This window comes from Pararhodobacter sp. (genome assembly GCF_034676545.1).
Classification (GTDB): domain Bacteria; phylum Pseudomonadota; class Alphaproteobacteria; order Rhodobacterales; family Rhodobacteraceae; genus Pararhodobacter.
Map to the genome: position 1 here is coordinate 144,399 of NZ_JAUCBZ010000015.1, position 20,841 is coordinate 165,239.

At 63.8% G+C, this 20,841-nt stretch carries 19 protein-coding genes; 10 read left to right on the forward strand and 9 right to left on the reverse strand.

What is annotated here, in order from left to right:
- Positions 1–13: 13 nt before the first annotated feature.
- The 10 genes from boxC (at position 14) to VDQ28_RS04095 (ending at position 11,458) form a co-directional block, all read left to right on the forward strand.
- Positions 14–1,672, forward strand: coding sequence for a 2,3-epoxybenzoyl-CoA dihydrolase (gene boxC, locus VDQ28_RS04050; protein ID WP_323034715.1), 1,659 nt, complete (start codon positions 14–16; stop codon positions 1,670–1,672).
- 89 nt (positions 1,673–1,761) lie between these two features.
- Positions 1,762–3,213, forward strand: coding sequence for a benzoyl-CoA 2,3-epoxidase subunit BoxB (gene boxB, locus VDQ28_RS04055; protein WP_323034716.1), 1,452 nt, complete (start codon positions 1,762–1,764; stop codon positions 3,211–3,213).
- 81 nt (positions 3,214–3,294) lie between these two features.
- Positions 3,295–4,479: a benzoyl-CoA 2,3-epoxidase subunit BoxA gene (boxA, locus tag VDQ28_RS04060; RefSeq protein ID WP_323034717.1), complete on the forward strand. Its 1,185-nt coding sequence runs from the start codon at positions 3,295–3,297 to the stop codon at positions 4,477–4,479.
- Positions 4,480–4,866: an acyl-CoA thioesterase gene (locus VDQ28_RS04065; protein WP_323034718.1), complete on the forward strand. Its 387-nt coding sequence runs from the start codon at positions 4,480–4,482 to the stop codon at positions 4,864–4,866.
- A 125-nt stretch (positions 4,867–4,991) separates the two neighbouring features.
- The gene (locus VDQ28_RS04070) at positions 4,992–5,909 is read left to right on the forward strand and encodes a helix-turn-helix transcriptional regulator (protein WP_323034719.1); all 918 of its coding nucleotides are present in this window, start codon (positions 4,992–4,994) and stop codon (positions 5,907–5,909) included.
- Positions 5,910–5,917: 8 nt separating this feature from the next.
- Positions 5,918–7,048, forward strand: a complete 1,131-nt coding sequence (locus tag VDQ28_RS04075; protein ID WP_323034720.1) for a 3-hydroxyacyl-CoA dehydrogenase family protein — start codon at positions 5,918–5,920, stop codon at positions 7,046–7,048.
- Positions 7,045–8,640 (forward strand): FAD-dependent monooxygenase, encoded by a 1,596-nt coding sequence (locus tag VDQ28_RS04080; RefSeq protein ID WP_323034721.1) that lies wholly within the window; start codon positions 7,045–7,047, stop codon positions 8,638–8,640. Before VDQ28_RS04075 ends, VDQ28_RS04080 begins: the two co-directional genes overlap by 4 nt.
- Positions 8,637–8,837 carry a hypothetical protein gene (locus VDQ28_RS04085; protein WP_323034722.1) on the forward strand — a complete coding sequence of 67 codons (201 nt, stop codon included), beginning with the start codon at positions 8,637–8,639 and terminating at the stop codon, positions 8,835–8,837. The genes VDQ28_RS04080 and VDQ28_RS04085 overlap by 4 nt, the downstream gene beginning before the upstream one ends.
- Positions 8,818–9,969 carry an amidohydrolase gene (locus tag VDQ28_RS04090; RefSeq protein ID WP_323034723.1) on the forward strand — a complete coding sequence of 384 codons (1,152 nt, stop codon included), beginning with the start codon at positions 8,818–8,820 and terminating at the stop codon, positions 9,967–9,969. The genes VDQ28_RS04085 and VDQ28_RS04090 overlap by 20 nt, the downstream gene beginning before the upstream one ends.
- 31 nt (positions 9,970–10,000) lie before the next feature.
- Entirely contained in the window at positions 10,001–11,458 is a 1,458-nt protein-coding gene (locus VDQ28_RS04095; protein ID WP_323034724.1) for a cobyric acid synthase, read from the forward strand.
- On the opposite strand, the gene lpxK is transcribed toward VDQ28_RS04095, so the two are convergent.
- The 9 genes from lpxK to VDQ28_RS04140 form a co-directional block, all read right to left on the reverse strand.
- The gene (lpxK, locus tag VDQ28_RS04100) at positions 11,429–12,454 is read right to left on the reverse strand and encodes a tetraacyldisaccharide 4'-kinase (RefSeq protein WP_323034725.1); all 1,026 of its coding nucleotides are present in this window, start codon (positions 12,452–12,454) and stop codon (positions 11,429–11,431) included. The genes VDQ28_RS04095 and lpxK overlap by 30 nt on opposite strands.
- A complete protein-coding gene (locus tag VDQ28_RS04105) occupies positions 12,451–13,566 on the reverse strand; it encodes a 3-deoxy-D-manno-octulosonic acid transferase (RefSeq protein WP_323034726.1) in 1,116 nt (371 codons plus the stop codon). The genes lpxK and VDQ28_RS04105 overlap by 4 nt, the downstream gene beginning before the upstream one ends.
- Positions 13,563–14,375, reverse strand: coding sequence for a 3'(2'),5'-bisphosphate nucleotidase CysQ (locus VDQ28_RS04110; RefSeq protein ID WP_323034727.1), 813 nt, complete (start codon positions 14,373–14,375; stop codon positions 13,563–13,565). Before VDQ28_RS04110 ends, VDQ28_RS04105 begins: the two co-directional genes overlap by 4 nt.
- Positions 14,362–15,717 carry a TldD/PmbA family protein gene (locus VDQ28_RS04115; RefSeq protein ID WP_323034728.1) on the reverse strand — a complete coding sequence of 452 codons (1,356 nt, stop codon included), beginning with the start codon at positions 15,715–15,717 and terminating at the stop codon, positions 14,362–14,364. The genes VDQ28_RS04110 and VDQ28_RS04115 overlap by 14 nt, the downstream gene beginning before the upstream one ends.
- An 88-nt stretch (positions 15,718–15,805) precedes the next feature.
- Positions 15,806–17,593: a feruloyl-CoA synthase gene (locus VDQ28_RS04120; protein WP_323034729.1), complete on the reverse strand. Its 1,788-nt coding sequence runs from the start codon at positions 17,591–17,593 to the stop codon at positions 15,806–15,808.
- A complete protein-coding gene (locus VDQ28_RS04125; RefSeq protein ID WP_323034730.1) occupies positions 17,565–18,032 on the reverse strand; it encodes a MarR family winged helix-turn-helix transcriptional regulator in 468 nt (155 codons plus the stop codon). The genes VDQ28_RS04120 and VDQ28_RS04125 overlap by 29 nt, the downstream gene beginning before the upstream one ends.
- A gap of 3 nt (positions 18,033–18,035) precedes the next feature.
- Complete coding sequence (locus VDQ28_RS04130; RefSeq protein ID WP_323034731.1) at positions 18,036–18,800, reverse strand: SDR family NAD(P)-dependent oxidoreductase; 765 nt, start codon at positions 18,798–18,800, stop codon at positions 18,036–18,038.
- 122 nt (positions 18,801–18,922) lie between these two features.
- Positions 18,923–20,236 carry a TRAP transporter large permease gene (locus tag VDQ28_RS04135; protein WP_323034732.1) on the reverse strand — a complete coding sequence of 438 codons (1,314 nt, stop codon included), beginning with the start codon at positions 20,234–20,236 and terminating at the stop codon, positions 18,923–18,925.
- On the reverse strand, positions 20,233–20,826 hold the full coding sequence (locus VDQ28_RS04140) for a TRAP transporter small permease (protein WP_323034733.1): 594 nt from the start codon (positions 20,824–20,826) through the stop codon (positions 20,233–20,235). The genes VDQ28_RS04135 and VDQ28_RS04140 overlap by 4 nt, the downstream gene beginning before the upstream one ends.
- Positions 20,827–20,841: the final 15 nt, after the last annotated feature.

Sequence of the window (20,841 nt, forward strand, 5' to 3'; positions counted from 1 at the left end):
AAAGGGGTGTCCCGTGACCAAAAGAATCGAATTCCAGACAGACCCTTCTCGCTACAAGCACTGGCGGGTAGAGTATGACGGCGACGTCGCCAACCTGTTCATGGACGTCAACGAGGACGCGGGCCTGTTCGACGGCTACCAGCTCAAGCTGAACTCCTATGACCTGGGCGTTGATATCGAGCTTGCGGACATCGTGCAGCGGATGCGATTCGAGCACCCCGAGGTCAAAGTCGTGGTGATGCAGTCGGGCAAGGAAAAAGTGTTCTGCGCGGGTGCCAATATTCGCATGCTGGGCGGTGCGAGCCATGCGCACAAGGTGAATTTCTGCAAATTCACCAACGAGACCCGCAATACCTTTGAAGCCGCCGAGGCTGACAGCGGCCAGAAATACATCGCGGCCGTCAAGGGCGCATGCGCGGGCGGCGGCTATGAACTGGCGCTGGCGTGCAATCACATCATGCTGACCGACGACAGCTCCTCGGCGGTCTCGCTGCCCGAAGTGCCGTTGCTGGCGGTTCTGCCCGGCACCGGCGGCCTGACCCGCGTCACCGACAAGCGCAAGATGCGCCGCGACCTGGCGGATGTGTTCTGCTCGCTCGAAGAGGGCGTCAAAGGCAAGCGCGCGGTGCAGTGGCGCTTGGTCGACGAGGTGATCGCAAACTCGAAATTCGACGCCACGGTGGTGGAGCGCGCCAAGGAATTCGCCGCTGCGTCCAACAAAGCCACCGGCAAGGGGATCAGCCTGACGCCACTCAAGCGCACGATCAACGACGACGGGTCAATGCAGTATTCGTTGGTCGAGGTCGAGATCGACCGCAAGGCGCGCCGCGCGACGATCACCCTGTCTGGCCCTGACGGCGACGTGCCCGCCTCGCTGGATGCGCTGCACACGCAGGGCGACCAAGGCTATATGCTGCGTCTCGCACGGGAATTGGACGACGCGATCCTGCAACTGCGCCTCAATGAGATGGAGGTGGGTCTGCTGGTGTTCCGCACGCAGGGCGACCCCGAGGCGCTGCTGGCACATGAGGCGTTTCTGCTGGAGAACAAGGCAGACTGGCTGGCGAACGAGATTCTGGCCTACTGGAAGCGCCTGCTCAAGCGGATCGACGTCACCTCGCGCAGCATGATTGCGCTGGTCGAACATGGATCATGTTTTGCGGGCGTCCTGGCGGAATTGCTGTGGTCGGTGGACCGGACCTATATGATGGAAGACGAGTTCGAAGGCGACAACCGGCCGCTGGCAACCATCACGCTGAGCGCGACGAATTTTGGCGAATTCCCGATGGGCAACGCCCTGACCCGGCTTGAAACCCGGTTTCTGGGGGAACCAGAGGCAGTTGACGTGTTGAAGGGCAAAATCGGCGAACCGCTGGATGCCGAGGCGGCAAACGAGGCCGGGCTTGTCACCTATATCTTCGATGACATCGACTGGGAGGATGAGATTCGCATCTTCATGGAAGAGCGCGCCAGCTTCTCGCCGGATGCGATGACCGGCATGGAGGCCAATCTGCGCTTTGCCGGCCCTGAAACCATGGAAACCCGGATTTTTGGCCGCCTGACCGCGTGGCAAAACTGGATCTTCATCCGCCCCAACGCCACCGGGCCCGATGGCGCGTTGCAGCGCTACGGCACCGGCGTGCGCGGCGAATACGACATGAACCGCGTGTAACACCAGGCACGGTGCGTGCAAGCACGCACCCTACACATCAACGCCCGTAGGGTGTGTGCTTGCACGCACCTTCCCTCAGGAGAACCACCATGCTCGATCTTATCAACGTCAGCTATGACACGCAAATCCCCAACAACGTCGGCCTGTCGTCGGACAAACGAGTCCTGAAGGCGCTGGAAAAATGGCACCCCGGCTATATCAACTGGTGGTCCGACCTGATCCCACAGAATTTCCAGCAATCGCTGGTCTATCTGCGCACCGCCGTGTCGGTTGACCCCAAGGGTTGGGCCAAGTTCGACTATGTGAAGATGCCGGAATATCGCTGGGGTATCCTGCTGGCCCCACAGGTTGAAGATCGGCGCATCCCCTGCGGCGAGCATTACGGCGAACCTGCCTGGCAGGAAGTGCCCGGCGAATACCGCAACATGCTCAAGCGCCTGATCGTCATTCAGGGCGACACCGAGCCTGCATCGGTGGAACAGCAGCGTTTCCTCGCACTCTCCGCCCCGTCACTCTATGACATGCGCAACCTGTTCCAGGTCAACGTCGAGGAAGGCCGCCACCTGTGGGCAATGGTCTACCTGCTGCAAAAATACTTTGGCGCGGATGGCCGCGAAGAGGCCGACGATCTGCTGCGTCGCTCGTCAGGCTCCGAGGAAGCGCCCCGCATGTTGGGCGCGTTCAACGAGGAAACGCCCGACTGGCTGTCGTTCTTCATGTTCACCTATTTCACCGACCGCGACGGCAAGATGCAGCTGGAATCACTGGCTCAATCGGGCTTTGACCCGCTGTCACGCACCTGCCGCTTCATGCTGACCGAAGAAGCGCACCACATGTTTGTCGGCGAAACCGGCGTCGGCCGCACCATCGAGCGCACCTGTCAGGTGATGGCCGAGAACGGCCTTGATGACCCCTACGATATCGACAAGGTCCGCGCCCTGGGCGTGATCGACCTGCCGACGATCCAGAAAAAGCTGAACCTGCATTACACGTTGTCGCTGGACCTGTTCGGCCAGGAAATCTCGACCAACGCGGCCAATGCGTTCAACTACGGCATCAAGGGCCGCTACATGGAGCATCGTCAGACCGACGACCACAAGCTGCAGAATGATACCTATCCCGTTTGGGATTTCGTCGATGGTGCACTGGTGCGCCGCGAAGCCCCGGCTCTGACCGCGCTCAACATGCGTCTGCGCGACGATTATACGCGCGACGCGGCGGGGGGTGTTGGTCGCTGGAACAAGATCATCGAAAAGCTGGGCATCAAGTTCGAGATGATGCTGCCCCACGAGTCGTTCCACCGCCAGATCGGTGTCTTTGCAGGCAAGCCGTTCGATCCGAATGGCACGTTGTTGTCGCAAGCCGAGTATGACGCCAAAGCTCATGAGTGGCTGCCGACGCGCGCCGATGGCGACTTTATCCAGTCGCTGATGAAACCGGTGACCGAGCCGGGCAAATACGCAAGCTGGATCAGCCCGCCCAAAGTCGGGATCGACAACAAGCCCGGCGATTATGAGTATGTAAAGCTCTACATGGCGTAAGCGAAACGCAAGCTCACACACCCTGCGCCTTGTAGGGTGTGTGCTTGCACGCACCTTCCCTCAAGCCCCAATAGGCCACGCATGAACAAGCCCCTCAAGCAGCACCTCATCGACCCGGAAATCTGCATCCGCTGTTACACCTGCGAGATGACCTGCCCGCTTGAGGCCATTGTCCATGACGACAACAACGTCGTGGTCGACGCCGACAAATGCAACTTTTGCATGGATTGCATTCCGGTCTGCCCGACGGGCTCCATCGACGAATGGCGCATCGTCAACACCGCCTATTCCCTAGAGGAACAATTCAGCTGGGAAGATCTGCCGGCCCAGGAAGAAATCGCCGACAGCCCCGGTGGCATCGAGGCGCTTGATGATGCCGTGGCGGCCCTGCTGGCCGAAGCCCATAAAGGCGCGGGTGGCCGCTCCAAGGCGCCGGCATCGGCGGCAAAACCCAGCATCAACCTGTATAATCTGGGCAAACCCGCGACCGCCAAGATCCAGGGCAGCTATCGCCTGACCAAGCCCGATTCCGGGGCGGATGTGCGCCATATCATCCTCGATTTCGGCGGCCAGCCCTTTCCGGTGCTCGAGGGGCAATCCATCGGCATCACGCCGCCGGGCACGGATGCCAACGGCAAACCCCATCTGCCGCGCCTCTACTCGGTCAGCAGCCCACGCAACGGCGAGCGCCCGCATTACAACAACGTCTCCTTGACTGTGAAACGCGAAGAGGGTGGCGTGTGCTCGAACTATATCTGCGACCTGAAGCTGGGCGACGAGGTCAAGATCACCGGCCCCTTTGGTGCGACGTTCCTGATGCCCGATGACCCCGACGCACGGTTGCTGATGATCTGCACCGGCACGGGCTCGGCCCCGTTTCGTGCCTTCACCATGCGCCGGCAGCGCACCGTTCAGCGCGGCAAGGGTGATATGCTGATGTATTTTGGCGCGCGCACCCCCGACAGCCTGCCGTATTTCGGCCCGCTCAATAAAGTGCCCGAACAGATCTTGAAAAAGCAACTGGTGTTCAGCCGGATGCCGGATGCGCCCAAGGAATATGTGCAAGATCGCATGATGACCGATCCTGAGCTGATCGCCGATTTCCTGGCCGATCCCAAAACCCATATCTACATCTGCGGATTGCGCGGGATGGAACAGGGCGTCGAGGAAAGCTTCAAGAGCATCGCCGAAAGCACCGGATTGCAATGGGAATCAACGCGCGATGTCATGCGGGACGAAGGTCGCTACCACGTCGAGACCTATTGAATGCCCTATGCGCATGAAATCCGGGTGACCTGGGGCGATTGCGACCCGGCAAAGATCGTCTACACGGGCCGGATCCCCGGATTTGCGCTGGATGCAATCAATGCATGGTGGGAGCATCACCTGGGCAGTGGCTGGTTCCAGATGGAACTGGACCACAATCTGGGCACGCCTTTTGTCCATATGAGCCTCGATTTTCGCGCGCCGATCACACCGCGTCATCGCCTGATCTGCCAGGTCGCACCGGTACGGCTGGGCGATAGCGCGATCACCTTTCGCGTGCAGGGGCTGCAAAACGGCGTCCTGTGCTTCGAGGGCACGTTCGTGTGTGTGTTCGTTGTTGCCGACAGGTTCACCAAGCAATCCGCGCCGGCGAGATCCGCGCATTGATCACGCCGCTTCTGGAACCGGCGGCATGATATTGCAAGCACAACGGCTTTGCCCCCGCGAGACCCTTGTCCGACTGCAATTCATCGCCTAGTCTTGTGCACTATTGTTCCTATGTGGGCGCGGCCATGTCCGAAATCACCAATTTTCGCGGCGAAGCGGTCCCGGCGACTGCCGAAACGCAGGGCGAGGCTGCGGTTGCCGCGCTGATTTCGCGTGTCGGCGAGCGGGTCCGCAAAGCCCGTGAACTCAAGGGCATTCCCCGCCGCGTGTTGTCCGAGGTGTCCGGCGTCTCGCCGCGTTATCTGGCGCTGCTGGAGGCGGGCGAGGGCAATATCTCCATCGGGTTGTTGCAGCGCGTCGCCGAAGCTTTGGATCACCGGATCGAATGGTTGCTGGGCGAGGATGACCCTTGGACCTCGGACGCCTTGCGCGTCACCGAGATGTTTCGCGCGGCCACCGCCGAAACCCGCGCCAAGGTTCTTGAAGTCCTGGCACCGCATCCCGAAACCTCGACCCGGCAGCAACGGATCGCGTTGATCGGTTTGCGCGGTGCTGGCAAATCCACCTTGGGCGCGCTGGTGGGGGCGGAGCTGGGCCTGCCGTTTGTCGAACTCAACCGCGAAATCGAAGAGCAATCGGGGATGCCGGTGACCGAGGTGATGGCCTTCTACGGCCACGAAGGCTACCGCCGCCTCGAAGCACAGGCTTTGTCGCGGATCGTCGCCACGCATGACAGCATGATCCTGGCGGTTGCCGGCGGCATCGTGACGGACCCGGATGTGTTCAAGGCCCTGCTGACCCATTTTCACACCATCTGGATCAAGGCCAGCCCCGCCGACCATATGGCCCGCGTGCGCGCGCAGGGCGATATGCGCCCGATGGCGAACAATCCCGAGGCGATGGAGCAACTCAAGCACATTCTGACCAGCCGCGAGACCCTTTATGATCAGGCGCAAGCCAAGTTGGAGACCACCGGGCGCACGGTCTCGCAATCGGTCGAGGACCTCGTGGCGCTGATCGCCGAACGCGGGTTCCTCGATTGAGGCACGCGGTGCCTGACCCAGCCGCCGCCGCTGCCTATCTCGATGCGGCCCGCACATCGCGGCGGCTGGGGTCAACATGGTTGCCAAAGGCCGCGGCCGTCGCGGGCGGCAGCCCTCAGGCGCTGGGTTTTGCCGTCGCCTTGGCACAGGCGGGCGTGGCGGTAACCTTGATCGAGGATGACCAGCATGACGCGCAGCGCGTGCGCGATACGCTGGCGCGGACCAAGGACGCACCCGGCATCGCTGTCGCCGTCGGCACACAGCACCAAACCACGGTCGCGTTGCTCGTCGAGGCCTCGGGCGCCAACTTTGAACAACGCTTGCAGATGCTTGCGGATCACCGGCCGATGCTTGCGCCGGGCGGTTTGGCATTGAGCCTTGGGCATGATGTGATGCAGACACGCCGGGCGTTTGAGGGCCCGCGCATCGGGCCATTGATTCTGATCGACACCGCCGCACCGCCGCCGCAGATCGGCTTGATCGAAATCCTTGAAACGCCGACCGCGCCGCCCACGCAGCTTGCCCGCGCCGAGGGGTTGGCCCGCGCCTTGGGCGCCGTGCCGCTGCGCACACCGACCTTCCTTGCCGCGCCGCTCATCGCCCGGCTTGAGGATTGCGCGGAGCATCTGATCTACCACGGCGCGACCCCGTGGGAGGTTGACGCTGCATTGGAGGCGTTCGGGTTCGACCTTGGCCCCTGCGCGGCGCAGGATTTGCGCGGCCTTGATCTGACCACGGCACGCCACCGGGCCGAGGACGCACTGGGCACACGGCATGTGCCAACCCCGGTGCTGGATCGCATGGTGACCGAGGGTCGCCTTGGCCGCAAGGGCAGCGTGGGCTGGTATCGCTATCCCGGCGGCGGCGGTCGCGTGATCGACCCGCTGATCGAGGATCTGGCGCGCGAGGAGGCCCATTTCGCCGGTGTCACACCGCAGCCAATCGCGGACTCTGCGCTGCGGCAACGGCTCTTGGCGGCACTGATCGCCGAGGCCACGCGACTTCTGGCATCCGGCGTACCCGCCGCGATGATCGACCTGGTGGCCACACAGGCAACGGGATTTCCCGCGGCCTTGGGTGGGCCGCTGTTTTATGCGTCTCACATCAAGATCGCGCGCGAAAAGAGGACCACACCATGAGACCACACGGACGCGGGCCGCTGGAGTCGCTGTATTTCACTTATCCCCGGTTTTCGGCCCCCACGCCGCGCCCCGCACACGCCGGCCCTGTGCCCGTGGTGATCGTCGGCGCTGGCCCGGTTGGCATGGTCGCGGCGCTGGAACTGGCGCGGCACGGGCAGCGCAGCCTCTTGATTGACGCCAAGGACACCTTCAACGACGGCAGCCGCGCGATCTGCGTGGCGCGGGCCTCGTATCACATCCTCGACCGGGTGAAGGCCTTGCAGCCGTTCTTGCAAAAATCCCTGCCCTGGACCACCGGGCGCACGTTCTATCGCGGGCAGCAGATCCTGGAATTCGAGATGCCCGACAGCGCCGACGACAGGTTCCGGCCGATGTACAACCTGCAACAGCAATACATCGAGGCCTATCTGTGCGACGCGATTGCCGCCCAGCCGCTGATCGAAACCCGCTGGCAAACGGCGCTGGAGACGATCACCACCCAAGGCGACTCTGCCACGCTGACGCTGCGCGATCCGGCGGGGTCCTATACGATGCAAGCGCGTTACGTCCTGGCCGCCGACGGCGCGCGCAGTGCCTGCCGCAAGGCTCTGGGCCTGCGGCTGAAGGGCGAGAACTTTGAGGGTCACTACGTCATTGCCGATGTGCGCATGGACCACGATTACCCGACCATCCGCCGCGCCCTGTTCGACCCGGCCTGCCGACCCGGCGGCACGATCCTGATCCACAAGCAACCTGATGACATCTGGCGCATCGACTATCAGTTGCGCGATGGCGAGGACGCCGCCTGCGCCACCACCGAAGCCAATGTCCGCGCCTCGGTGGCTGGGGTTCTGGCGGAAATCGGCCATACCGGCGACTGGGATCTGGAATGGTGGAGCATCTACACGGCCAACACCCTGGCCCTGGACGATTACCGCCACGGCCCGGTGTTCTTCATCGGTGACAGCGCGCATATCGTGCCGATCTTTGGCGTGCGCGGGCTCAACAACGGGTTGGCCGATGCGCAGAATATCGGCTGGAAGCTGGCGCTTGTGCTGCGCGGCGATGCGGGGGCGGGGCTCTTGGACAGCTACACGCCCGAACGGCGCGGGGCCACGCTGGATGTCTTTGCCAACGCCTCGAAAAGCGCGCGTTTCATGACGCCGCCGACCAAAGGCTGGGCCTTGATGCGCGATGCGGCCCTGTCGCTGGCGCTGCGGCACGACTGGGCGGGGCGTCTGGCCAATCCGCGCCAGATGACGCCGTATATCTATGACCAAAGCCCGATCACCTGCGCTAACGACCGCGTCTTGGGCGGCCCGCCCCCGGGCGCGTTGCTGAGTGATGTGGCGCTGGACGGCGGCTTTCTGTCCGAGCGGATGGGCCCGCTGTTCACGCTGATCTGGGTCGGGCCGGCCCCCGCGTTCAACCACCCGCTTGTGACGCTGGTCTCGGTGCCCGCCGACGGCCCGGTGGCAAAGGCGTGGTCCGCCGAACCGGGCAGCGCGTGGCTGGTGCGCCCAGACCTGCATATCGCCGGGCACTGGACAGAGGCCAACGCCGAGGCGATCATTGCAACGCTGAATACCCTGCTGGAGCGCCCACAATGAGCACCCTTGTCGAAGACATTTACGCCGCATTGGCCCTGCATCTGGACGCCGTCGGCCCGCAAAACGCCGAGATTTATCTGGCCAAAGTCGCGCTGGCGATGGCGCAGGCGCTGGGTGATACCGGGGCGGCCTTGGCGATCCTGCAGGAGTGCACCCATGATCTGAGGATAGACGCCCGTGACCCTGAGCAACTCTGACATCATTGAATTGACCGCCTTTCGCCGCGACCTGCATCGACGGCCCGAGGTTTCAGGACACGAGGTGGAAACGGCACGCGCCGTCGCCACGGCTTTGGCGGAGTCCGCGCCGGATCGCGTTTTGACCGGGCTGGGCGGGCATGGCGTGGCGGCGATCTATGACAGCGGTGCGCCGGGGCCGGTGGTGATGATCCGCTCGGAACTCGATGCGCTGCCGATACTGGAACTGGGCGACCTGCCCCACGCCAGCGAGATCCCCGGCAAGGGGCATCTGTGCGGGCATGACGGGCATTCGACGATCCTGCTGGGCCTCGCGCGGCTGCTGTCGCGCCAACGCCCGGCCAAAGGGCGCGTGGTGTTGCTGTTCCAACCCGCCGAGGAGGATGGGTCCGGCGCGGCCGCGGTCATTGCCGACCCTCGCTTCGGGCAGATCGCGGCCGACTGGGCGCTGTCCTTGCACAACATGCCCGGCGTTGCGTTGGGCCGTGCCTGGCTGGCGGATGGCCCGGCCAATTGCGCGTCGCTGGGGTTGAAGATCGCGCTGCACGGTGCAACCGCCCATGCCTCGTTGCCCGAAACCGGGCGCGCGCCAACCGTGGCGCTGGCACGTCTGATCGACGGGTTGCGCGACATGGGACCGGGTGGCGCGATGCAGCCGGGGTTTCGGTTGGCCACCATCACGCATCTAAACATGGGCGAGCCCGCGTTCGGTATCGCACCCGGCGAGGCTGAACTCTGGGTGACCCTGCGCGGCTTGTCCGACGACGATCTGACCGCGCTGCTGGCACACGCGCAAACCCTTGCGCGCGACGTGGCCGCGCACTCGGGCCTGACCGTCGATTTCACGATCCACGATCACTTTCAGGCGTGCACCAATGACCCACAGGCCACCGCCATTCTGGGCCGCGCGCTGGACGCCACCGGCATCGGCCATGATCGCGGTGACATGCCAATGCGCGGGTCCGAAGATTTCGGGCGCTTCGGTGGTGCGGGGGCCAAGGCGGCGATGGTGTTCCTTGGGTCTGGCCTTGATCACCCGGCGCTGCACACCCAGACCTATGATTTCCCCGATGACCTGATCCCGCAGGGCGTTGCGATTTTCCACCATGCAATCCACGAGCTTCTGGGCTAAGGCCATCAGGGCAACGCTTGAGGGGGCAGTGATGGCATCTAGGGTGATGATCCAGGGCGCGGGCTCGAATGTCGGCAAATCCATGCTGGTGGCCGGGTTCGCGCGGGTATTCCTGCGCCGGGGCCTGAGCGTGCGCCCGTTCAAGCCGCAGAACATGTCGAACAATGCCGCCGTGACGCCTGACGGGTATGAGATTGGCCGCGCGCAGGCCTTGCAGGCGATGGCCTGCGGCGTGGCGCCCGGCGTGCATATGAACCCGATCCTGCTGAAGCCGGAATCCGAGACCGGCGCGCAGGTGATCGTGCAGGGCAAGCGCCTGACGACCGCCAAGGCGCGCGATTATGCGGCGCTGAAACCGCAGTTGATGGCCTCGGTGCTGGACAGTTTCGCGCGCCTGTCCACCGAGGCCGATCTGGTGATCATCGAGGGCGCGGGCAGCCCCGCCGAGGTCAATCTACGCGCCAATGACATCGCCAATATGGGCTTTGCGCAAGCGGCGCGTGTGCCGGTGGTCCTGACCGGCGATATCGACCGGGGCGGGGTGATTGCGCAGATGGTGGGAACAAAGGCGGTGCTGGATCCGGCCGACGAGGCGTTGATCAAGGGCTTTTTGATCAACAAATTCCGCGGCGACCCGCGCCTGTTCGACGATGGCTATCAGATGATCATCGACCGCACGGGCTGGGCCGGTTTGGGCGTGATCCCGTGGTTCAAGGAGGCGCATAGATTGCCCGCCGAGGATGCGGCCGACCTGCGCCACAAGGGCGGCGACGGGGCGTTCCATATCGTCGTGCCGCAGCTGAACCGGATCGCCAATTTCGACGATCTGGACCCCTTGATGCAGGAACCCGGCCTGCGGGTCGAGATCATCCCGCCCGGCGTGCCGTTGCCGGTCGAGGCGGATCTGATCCTGATCCCCGGCTCGAAATCCACCATCGCGGACCTCGCGCATTTCCGCGCGCAGGGTTGGGATATCGACCTTGCCGCCGCCCTGCGACGGGGCGCGCGGGTGCTGGGCCTGTGCGGTGGGTATCAGATGCTGGGGCGCAGCATTTCCGACCCTGAGGGGATCGAGGGCGCGCCCGGTTCGGTGCCCGGTCTGGGCCTGCTGGATGTCGAGACGGTGATGACCCGTGACAAGCGCGTCACGCAGACCCGCGCGCTCCATGTCGCCAGCAACACCGCAGCGCAGGGCTATGAGATCCACATCGGCCAGACGGATGGCCCGGACCGCGCGCGGCCTCTGTTCCACGTCGAAGGCCAGCCCGAAGGCGCGATGCGCGTCGATGGCCGTGTAATGGGCAGCTATCTGCACGGGTTGTTCGGCGAAGATGCGTTTCGCGCCGCGTTTTTGCAGGGAGTGGGGGCCGCGGCGGGTGGCGGAAATTATGCGCAGGGCGTGGATCAGACGCTCGACGCGCTGGCCGACCACCTGGAGGCGCATTGCGATTGCGACGGATTATTGCGGATCGCGCAGGCGGGCATCTAGGCCCTGAAGATCGCCAAGACCCAACACCTTCAGGAACCCGTCGAGATCGTCGAATTGCAACCGCACCGGCACCGTCAGCACCGCGCGGCGTTGCTCTTGGGTCAGGCGCACGGCGTCCTTTTCGGTGGTCACCAACTGCGCACGATGGCTCTTGGCCTCGGCGCTGAGACGCAGGAACAGCGCATGTGTGACCGGCTGGTGATCGTCCAGAGAATGCGACGCGACCAGATTGGCCCCCAGCCCGCGCAGCGTGTCAAAGAATTTTCGGGGCCGCCCGATGCCCGCAAAGGCCAGCACCCGCAGCCCGTTCCAAGACATGCCGGTATTCAGCGGCTCAAGATAGCCGGTGAACAGGGGCACGGTGGCCAGGGCCTCTTTCCAGTGTCGCCCGAAGTGGTCCAAATCCTCGTTCGGCCCGATCGCCAGCACCGCATCGGCACGGCGCAATCCCTCGGCCACGGGTTCGCGCAGCGGTCCGGCGGGAATGCAGCGCCCGTTGCCAAAGCCGACCGCCGCGTCCACGACCACAACCGAGCGGGTTTTCACCACGCCGGGGTTCTGGAACCCGTCGTCGAGCAAGATCACCTGCGCCCCTGCCGCTTCGGCTTGCTGCACGCCCAGCGCACGGTCGCGCGCCACCCAGACCGGCCCGAAGGCGGCCATCAACAACGGCTCATCCCCGACATCGGTGGCGGAATGCGCGCGTTCATTCACCTGCACCGGGCCTTCCAGCCGACCGCCATAACCGCGGGAAACGACATGCACGGCCACGCCGCGCGCCGACAGGGCTTGCACCAGCGCGATGGTCGTCGGGGTCTTGCCGGTGCCACCCGCGTTCAGGTTGCCGATGCAGATCACCGGCACGCTGGCGGTATACCCCGGCTGCGCCACCCTGCGCCGGGTCGCGCGGGCATAAAGCCAGCCCAGCGGGGCCAGAATGCGCGGCTGCCAGCCCGGATGCTCGGGCGGATTGGTCCAGAACTTTGGCTCTTTCATGGGCGCCCCCGGTTGAGTTGCAACCAGTCGACAATCGCCTGCGCCACCTTGTAGGTGGCGTCGCTGCCATCGGTTGCCAGGGTCCAGGCCTTCAACGCCGCCTCTGCGCCGACATCGGGTGCCAGAAGGCGGGCCAAAGCCTCGCCCAAGGCGGGCGCGATGCCGATTTGCCGCCCTGCCCCGACCGCGCACAAACGCTCCAGAAAATCACGATCTTTTGGCGAGGCGTGGGGCCCGAAGACAAGCGCCGACCCCAAGGCGGCAGCCGTCACCGCCGAGGGGGTTCCGGCCTCTGGCGTCAGGGACCCACCCAGAAACGACACCGCCGCGAGACGCAGGAACAAGCCGGGGTCATCCTCGGAGTCGGCAACATAGACCTGCGTGGATTCGTCGATCTCTTCTTCCAACGTCCGACGCGCACAGACAAAGCCCTGTGCCCGTGCACGTTCCGCCATGGCCTCGCCTTTGCCGGGATCTCGTGGCTGCAAGATCACCAGCAACCGATGTGCCCGCCTGAGGGCATGAGAATGGGCGATCAAGGCCGTCTCGGTCTCGCCCTCGGGAAGATCATAGGCGAACCAGACGGGGCGCGCGCCCAGCGACTCGCGCAGCGAGTCCAGTTCAAACGCGTTGCAACTGTGCGCGGGGGCGAAACGCGCCAGACGCCCGGTGGCAAAGACCTCGGTCTTGTCGCGCACGCTGCGCGACAGCGCTGCGGCGGATTGCGCATCCTGAGTGTGGATCTGCGTGAATCGACTGAGCGTCGCGCGCGTTTTGCCCGGCAGAAAGCTCCAGCGTCCCGGCACAACGGGGTGCCGGGCGTCCACCAACAGGCAGGCGACACCGCGCGCATGTGCCCGTTCCAGAAGCGGCACCGGGATCACCGCGCCCGCCAGCACCAGAACGCGCACCGAATGCGCCTCCAGAAACTGGTCAATCGCCGCACTGTCGTCCTGATCCGGGCCTTTGTCGGCCTGTGAACCGGTCAAAAGGACATCAGGCGCGGCTTTGAAATCAGCGATCTGTTCAGCCAGCACTTCGAGCACGGGAAACAACCCGACGTCGGTGCTGTGCAGCCAGACGGTCAGGCGTTCTTGTGCGGACGCTGTCACGAGAGACGCTCCGACGGGTTCGTGAGGCCGGCAATCAGACTGCGGTGCAAGTCTGGCCCAGCGGCAACGACGCCCGGATTGTTTGCGCTCGGCGCATTGAACCGCAGCGGACCGCCGCGCCGATCGGTGACCTTGGCACCCGCTTCGGTAGCGATCAGCGCCGCCGAGGCGATGTCCCAATCCCAAGCGTCGCGCAGGGTCAGCATCGCGTCGAATCGCCCTTCGGCCACCAGCGACAAGCGCCACGCCAGCGAAGGCCGGAAATGTCGCTCAAGCGGCGGCATCCCGCCGGGCCAGAGCTTTGGCTCAAAGGTCGGACGCGCGGCGAGAACCTTGGCCGCAGCAGAGGGATGCGCACTGGCCGCGATGGGCTGCCCGTTCAAGGTGGCACCACCCCCCAGAACGGCGGCATAGGTCAGGTCGAGCATCGGCAAATAGACCACCGCCGCAACCGGCAAGCCGTCGCGGACCACAGCCAGCGCATGGGCAAAGCCGGGATCGCCGCCGATGAACGACCGTGTGCCGTCAATCGGGTCGATGACGAAAGTCATCGACTTTGCGACGCGCGACAGATCGGCCAGCGGGTCGCTTTCCTCGGACAACCAACCATAATCAGGGCGCGCGGTGTTCAAGGTCGCGTGGAGGTAATCATTTACCTCCAGATCAGCCTCTGACACCGGGCCTTGACCGACGCCTTTGTCCCAGACCTTCACGTCGGTCCTGAAATGGCGCTTGGCAATCTCGCCCGCGCCGCGCGCCGCCGCGCCCAACAGCGCAAGGTCCGAGGTGTAGGCGTCAGGCCCCGGCAATCGTCAGACCCTCAACGAGCAGCGACGGAACCTGCGTGCTCAGATGCGCACGCACGTCATTGCCCGGCGTGATCCGCATCAACATCTGGCGCAGCGACCCGGCGATGGTGCATTCGTTGACCGGATAGGCGATCTGCCCATTCTCGACCCAGAACCCCGAAGCGCCGCGCGAATAGTCGCCGGTGGTGGCGTTGATCGTCGAGCCGATCAGCGAGGTGATCAGCAACCCGGTGCCCATATCGCGGATCAGCGCCTCACGGGTTTGGCCACCAAGCGTCAGCGCCGTGTTCGACAGGCTTGGCGAGGGCGGCGCGCTGGGGCCGCGGCTGGCGTTGGCGGTGCTCTCCATGCCCAGTTTGCGCCCGGTGGCGAGGTCCAGCACCCAGCCTTGCAACACGCCGTCCTTGACCAGATGCCGGGTCTGCGTGGCCAGACCTTCGGCATCAAACGGACGCGTGCCGGCAATACGTACCCGGTGCGGCGTCTCGATCAGGTCGATCCCGGCGGGCAGGATCTGCTGGCCCAGTGCATCGCGCAGCCAGCTGGAGCCGCGCGCAATCGACGCGCCATTGATGGCGCTGGTCAAATGCCCGATCAACGAGGCTGCAACGCGCTCATCGTACAGCACCGGATAGGCCCCGGACGGCGGCTTGCGGCTGCCCTTGCGGGCGACGGCGCGTTCGCCAGCCTCTTGACCGATGCTTTCGGGGCTTGGCAGGTCGGCTTGAAAGATGCGCCCTTCCGAGGACCAATCCCGCTCCATCGCGGTGCCTTCCCCGGTGATCGCCACGCAGGAAATATGCCGCGAGCTGCGGCCATAGCCGCCCGAGAACCCATTGCTGGCGGCCATATGCACCATGCGGCGGCTATACGCGGCAGACGCCTGATCAATCTGGCTGATCCCGCGCACCGCCAGCGCGCTGGCTTCGGCGCGGCGCGCGTCTTCCTCCAGCATCGCGGGGTCGGGCTCGGCGCTGGTGTCCAGCAGTTCCAGCCCTTCGGCATCGCGGCGCGCCGACAGCTGGCTGGCCTCCGCCAAGCCGGCGTAAGGGTCTTCGGGGGCCTCGCGCGCCATCGCGACGGCGCGTTCAGCCATCACGGCCATCGTTTCGGGCCGGGCATCCGAGGACGACACACAGGCCTGACGCTGGCCGATCAACACCCGCAAGCCAACATCCAGCCCCTCGGCGCGCTCGGCGTGCTCCAGCCGCCCGCCGCGCACGTCGATGGACACCGAAGTCCCCTCGATCACCAGCGCATCGGCGCTTTCGGCCCCGGCCTTGCGCGCGGCCTCCAGCAGGGCCTGAACCAGAACATCGGGGCGAAGTGTATCAGAGGACATGGGCAAGCCTGTGTTGTTGGGCGTGCTTGCAGACTTAATGCCTTGTCGCGCCGATTGAAAGGTACGGCGAGGTCAACCGCGACCGCACTCAGGTTTTGATCGTGGCCGGGTCGGCATCATCATAAAGCCGGTCTACCAGCGCCTTGCGCCGCATCAGCAGTTTGCGGAAATTCAGGTTGCCCTTGGCGGTCACCTCGCCCTCGGCCATCGACGGAGGCTCGGCCAGCACCATCACCCGCCGAATGGCCGTGGCAGACCCTTCGTTAGGCACCGGCTTCAGGCGTTCCGCAATCTCGGCCGCTTGCCGCACGATCAACGCGCCGTCGGCATCTTGCGCACCCTCTGTCAGGGCGGGCGTTGGAATGATGAACACGCCCGCTTCACGCTGCTCGGCCCCGGTGATGACCACATCCGCCGCCAACCCCTTGAGCCTGCCCAGAACCTCCATGCGCAGCCCGGCGGCCCGGACCCATGTTCCGGTGCTCAGTTTGAATTCCTCGGCAATGCGCCCGTCAAACTTCATGCCCTTGTCGATGTTGGCAGGGTCCACCAGCCGCATGGCGTCGCCGGTCACGAAATATCCTTCGTCATCAAAGGCTTCGGCGGTTTTTTCAGGGTCGTCCAGATACCCTTTGGTGATCGTGACCCCTTTGACGCGGACATCAAAGCGGTTCTCCTCGTCCAACGGCACCAGCTTGACCGTCACGCCGGGTACAGGCACGCCGATGATCCCGGATTGGTCGGTAAATTCGTGTTGGATCACCGCAGCCGGCGCGGTTTCGGTCAGCCCCCAACTGGAATTGAACAACGGCAAGGTGCCACGCACCTCACGCGCCATGCTTTCCAGATCCGCCCAGACATCCTGCGGCAGCGAGGCCCCGGCGTAGAACAGCATGTCGAGGTTCTGGAAATACTGCTTCCGCAGCGCTGTGTCGGTTTTCATCACATCGCGCAGCATCGCAAAGCCAACCGGCACATTGAAGGCGATGGTCGGCGAGACCATGCGCAGATTGTCGATCGTGTGATGCGCCAACGCGGGAATCGGCTTGCCGTTGTCGATATACATCGAGCCGCCATTGGACAACACGAGGTTGAAGTTGTGCGACCCGCCGAACACATGGTTCCACGGCAGCCAATCGAGCAGGATCGGCGGGTGATCCCCAAGGAACGGCAGCACGGTTTTCAACTGCGCCTGATTGGTGCACATCATCGCTTGCGTGGTCAAAACGCCCTTCGGATGCGAGGTTGATCCTGAGGTCAGCAGGTACTTTGCGATGGTCTCAGGCGTCACGGCGGCGTTGAGGTCCGTCACATCGCCTTTGCTGTGCAGCAGGCTTTCAAACGCGGTCACGCCGTCCGGCACGTTGACGCTGGCGAGTTTCTCGATGCCCTCGAACACTGGCAGATGCAAAGCCGCGCCGTAGCGGCTGGCGTCATCGGCATAGATCATGCCGGGGTGGATCATGCCGGCGACCCGCTCCAGAACCGCGTGTGCGCCGGGGATCAGCGCGTATTGTTCCGCCACGGGCACTGTCGGCACGCCGATGTATTGCGCGGCGAGGGTCAACAACGCGTGGTCAACACCGTTGCCGCTGATGATCAGGATCGGAGTCTTGGCGTTCAACCCGCGATCCGCCAGGTTCGAGGCAATCGCCCGCACCATGTCCAGCGCCTGCGCATAGGTCACCTCGCGCCAGCCATCGCCTGAACGTTCCGCGATGAACACGCGGTCGGGGGCGGTTTGCGCCCAATCAACCAGCCAATCCGTGCTGCACCGCGCAACCTCGCCCAGCGGCCAGCCACTGGTCAGCAACACAGACCCGTCCGCGCGATCCTCACGCCGCGCCTTATGAGCGCGATACAGCCCTTCGATCATCAACAACCCTCCCATTCGTTTCGACATGGCGCAGGGCGGTGTGCAGGGCCTGGCGCTCCTCCAAGCTCAGACCCTCCGCCATGCGCGCATCATGTGCGTCAACTGCCTCGAGCGCGCGGTCGCACAACCGCCGCCCCTGCAACGTAATATTCAACTCATGCGCGCGCCGATCATCGGGCGCGCGCGCGCGAACCACTGTTTTCAGGCGCTCCAACTCATCGAGGATCAGCACCAGATTGGGCTTTTCCAAGGACAGGATTTCCGCCAGTTGCGTTTGCCGCAACCGCGGATTGTCGCGGATCACAACCAGCACCGAAAACGTCACCATGCGCAGCCCAAAAGGCGCAAGCACCGCGTTTACATCGGACTGAATGACCGCGAACGCGCGCTTCATGTCATAGCCCAGAAAGCGGCGCAGGGTGGCGTCGGGCGTGGTCATCGCTTAGCGCGGCGGCAAGCGGGTTGCACCGTCAAGCCGGATCACCTCGCCGTTCAGATAGGCGTTCTCGACGATCTGCGCGACCATCAGCCCGAATTCTGCCGGATCGCCCAAACGCGCCGGGAACGGAATGTTCGCGGTGATCTTGGCGGTGACCTCGGCGGGCAGGCTTTCCATCATCGGGGTGTTGAACAAGCCCGGCGCGATTGCCATCACGCGGATGCCGGTTTGCGCCAATTCGCGCGCGGCGGGCAGACACATCGAGGCAATGCCGCCCTTGGATGCGGAATAGGCCGCCTGACCGACCTGCCCGTCCTGGAACGCCGCCGACGCCGTGTTGATCACCACGCCCCGCTCGCCGCCGGACAGGGGCTCTTGCGCCTGCATCCCTTTGACGGCGTGCGACATGACGATATAGCTGCCGATCAGGTTCACGCGGATCACCCGCTCGAACACGTCGATCGACAGCTTGCCCTCGCGACCGACGATCCGCGCGGCCACGCCGATGCCGGCACAGTTCACGGCGATCCGTGGCAGCCCATTCATTTCCTGCGCGATGCGCGCAAAGGCCGCCTCGACCTCGTCAGCGTTTCCGACATCGGCGCGAACCCCCAGACCACCGATCTCGGCGGCGACCGCATCGGCCCTGCCCGCATCATAATCGAGCACCGCGACACGCGCGCCACGGCTTGCCAGCATCCGCGCCGTTGCCTCGCCCAGGCCACTGCCGCCGCCGGTAACGAGTGCGATTTGACCCTCAATATTCATCGGTCTCTCCCAAAGTTGTGCTTGGTATTAATTACATCTCATAACCATTAATCTGTCAACCGGGTTCCGCATGAAAAAGGGGGGCCAAGGCCCCCCGTTCTCGGATGCAAATCCGCGCCCCATCAGGGGATCAGGAACAAGGTGATCGCCGGAAAGGCCACCAATATGCAGACGCGTACAAGGTCCGAGGCGACAAAGAACATCACCGCCTTGTAGGTTTCAATCATTGGCGTCGAACGGTCCATCGCGTTGATAATGAACAGGTTCATCCCCACCGGCGGCGTGATCAACCCGGTTTCGACGACAATCAGAACCAGAATGCCAAACCAGATCGCGACATGCTCGGCGGACATGCCGAAATCGAGTGCCATCATCATCGGGAAAAAGATCGGCACGGTCAGCAGGATCATCGACAAGCTGTCCATGACGCAACCCAACAACAGATAAATCACCAGAATCAGCAGCAGTACCGCAACCGGCGACCAGCCCAGACTGACCACCCATTCCGACAGGGATTGCGGCACCTGGGTCAGCGCCAGAAAGCTGTTGTAGAACGCCGCGCCGAACACGATGAAAAAGATCATCGCCGTCGAGCGCCCGGTCGAGGTGAAGGAATCGAGCATCGTTCTGAAGGTCAAACCGCCGTTCGCCAAGGCAATCAGACCAGTGCCCAGTGCGCCGACGGCCGCGCCTTCGGTCGGGGTGAAAATACCGCCGTAGATCCCGCCAACCACGGCCAGAAACACGGTCAGAACCGGCCAGATCGCGATCAACAAGCGAAACCGCTCGCCCCACGGCACGCGATCACCGACGCCCGCCCGTTCGGGATACATGCGCACATAGATCCCCAGCACGATCATGTAGCCAATTGCGGCCAGAACACCGGGTGCAAAGGCAGCAAGGAACAGTTTGGCGATATTTTGCTCGGCCAGGATCGCATAGATCACCAGCACCACGGAGGGCGGGATCAGGATCCCCAGAGTTCCGCCCGCGGCAAGTGCCGCCGTCGAAATGCCGCCGTGATAGCCAAAGCGTTTCATCTCTGGCAACGCGACGCGGCCCATCGTGGCGGCTGTCGCCAGTGACGAACCGCAGATCGCGCCAAAGCCCGCACACGAGGCGATTGCGGCAATGCCAACGCCGCCCTTGCGGTGTCCGACAAAGGACTCCGCCGCTTTGAACAGCGCCTTGCTCATGCCGCCAATGGTCGCGAAATAGCCCATCAGCAGGAACATCGGCACCACCGCCAGCGATTCGCTGGCGAACGAGGAATAGGCCGCGCTTTTGAGGCGCGCCATCGGCATCCGCGTGTCACCGGTCACGACCCAATAGCCGACATACCCGACGATAAACATCGCAAGGCCAATCGGAACGCGCAGAAAAATCATCAACAGGAGCGCCGGAAACGAGATGATTCCGATTTCAAGATTGGTCAATGGTCCGCTCCCGTAGAGGTGACAAGCATCTGATTTTTGTACACTTCGGCAATTCGCACCAGCGCCATATAGACGCCGATAATGGCGGTGATGACGGCCGGGACCAGTGCCAGGGCATAGTTCCACCAGACCGGATATTGCAGCAGGAATGTCGTGGAGCGACGGCGCATATAGGTGTCCATGCCCTCATAAAGCTGGATCGCGATCAGCACGAGTGTCGCCGCAAAGACGATTTCAATCACCATTTGCAGAATCCGCCGGGACCGGTCGCTGAGGCCAGAGGTGAACACGTCAACCGTGGCATGGCCGCCGGTAATCTGACACCAGCCCAGAAAGGCAAAGATGCTGAACGCCAGGCCCGAGGCCAAGAACTCGTAATCGCCATAAATCGGCCCGATGCCGGTGTTGATGGCCCATTCCGAAAAGCCGGGCAGCGTGGATTGCATGAACTCGGAATGCAGCGCCGCCGTCACCGTGCGACCGATGATCGAGACGCATATCATCAGGACAAGCCCAGTCAGAACCGCGCCGCCAATCAGCGCCATGACCCATGCAAGTCCGTGAAAGAACCTGTGTATCGTTTTGAACATGTTTTTCTCTCCGGC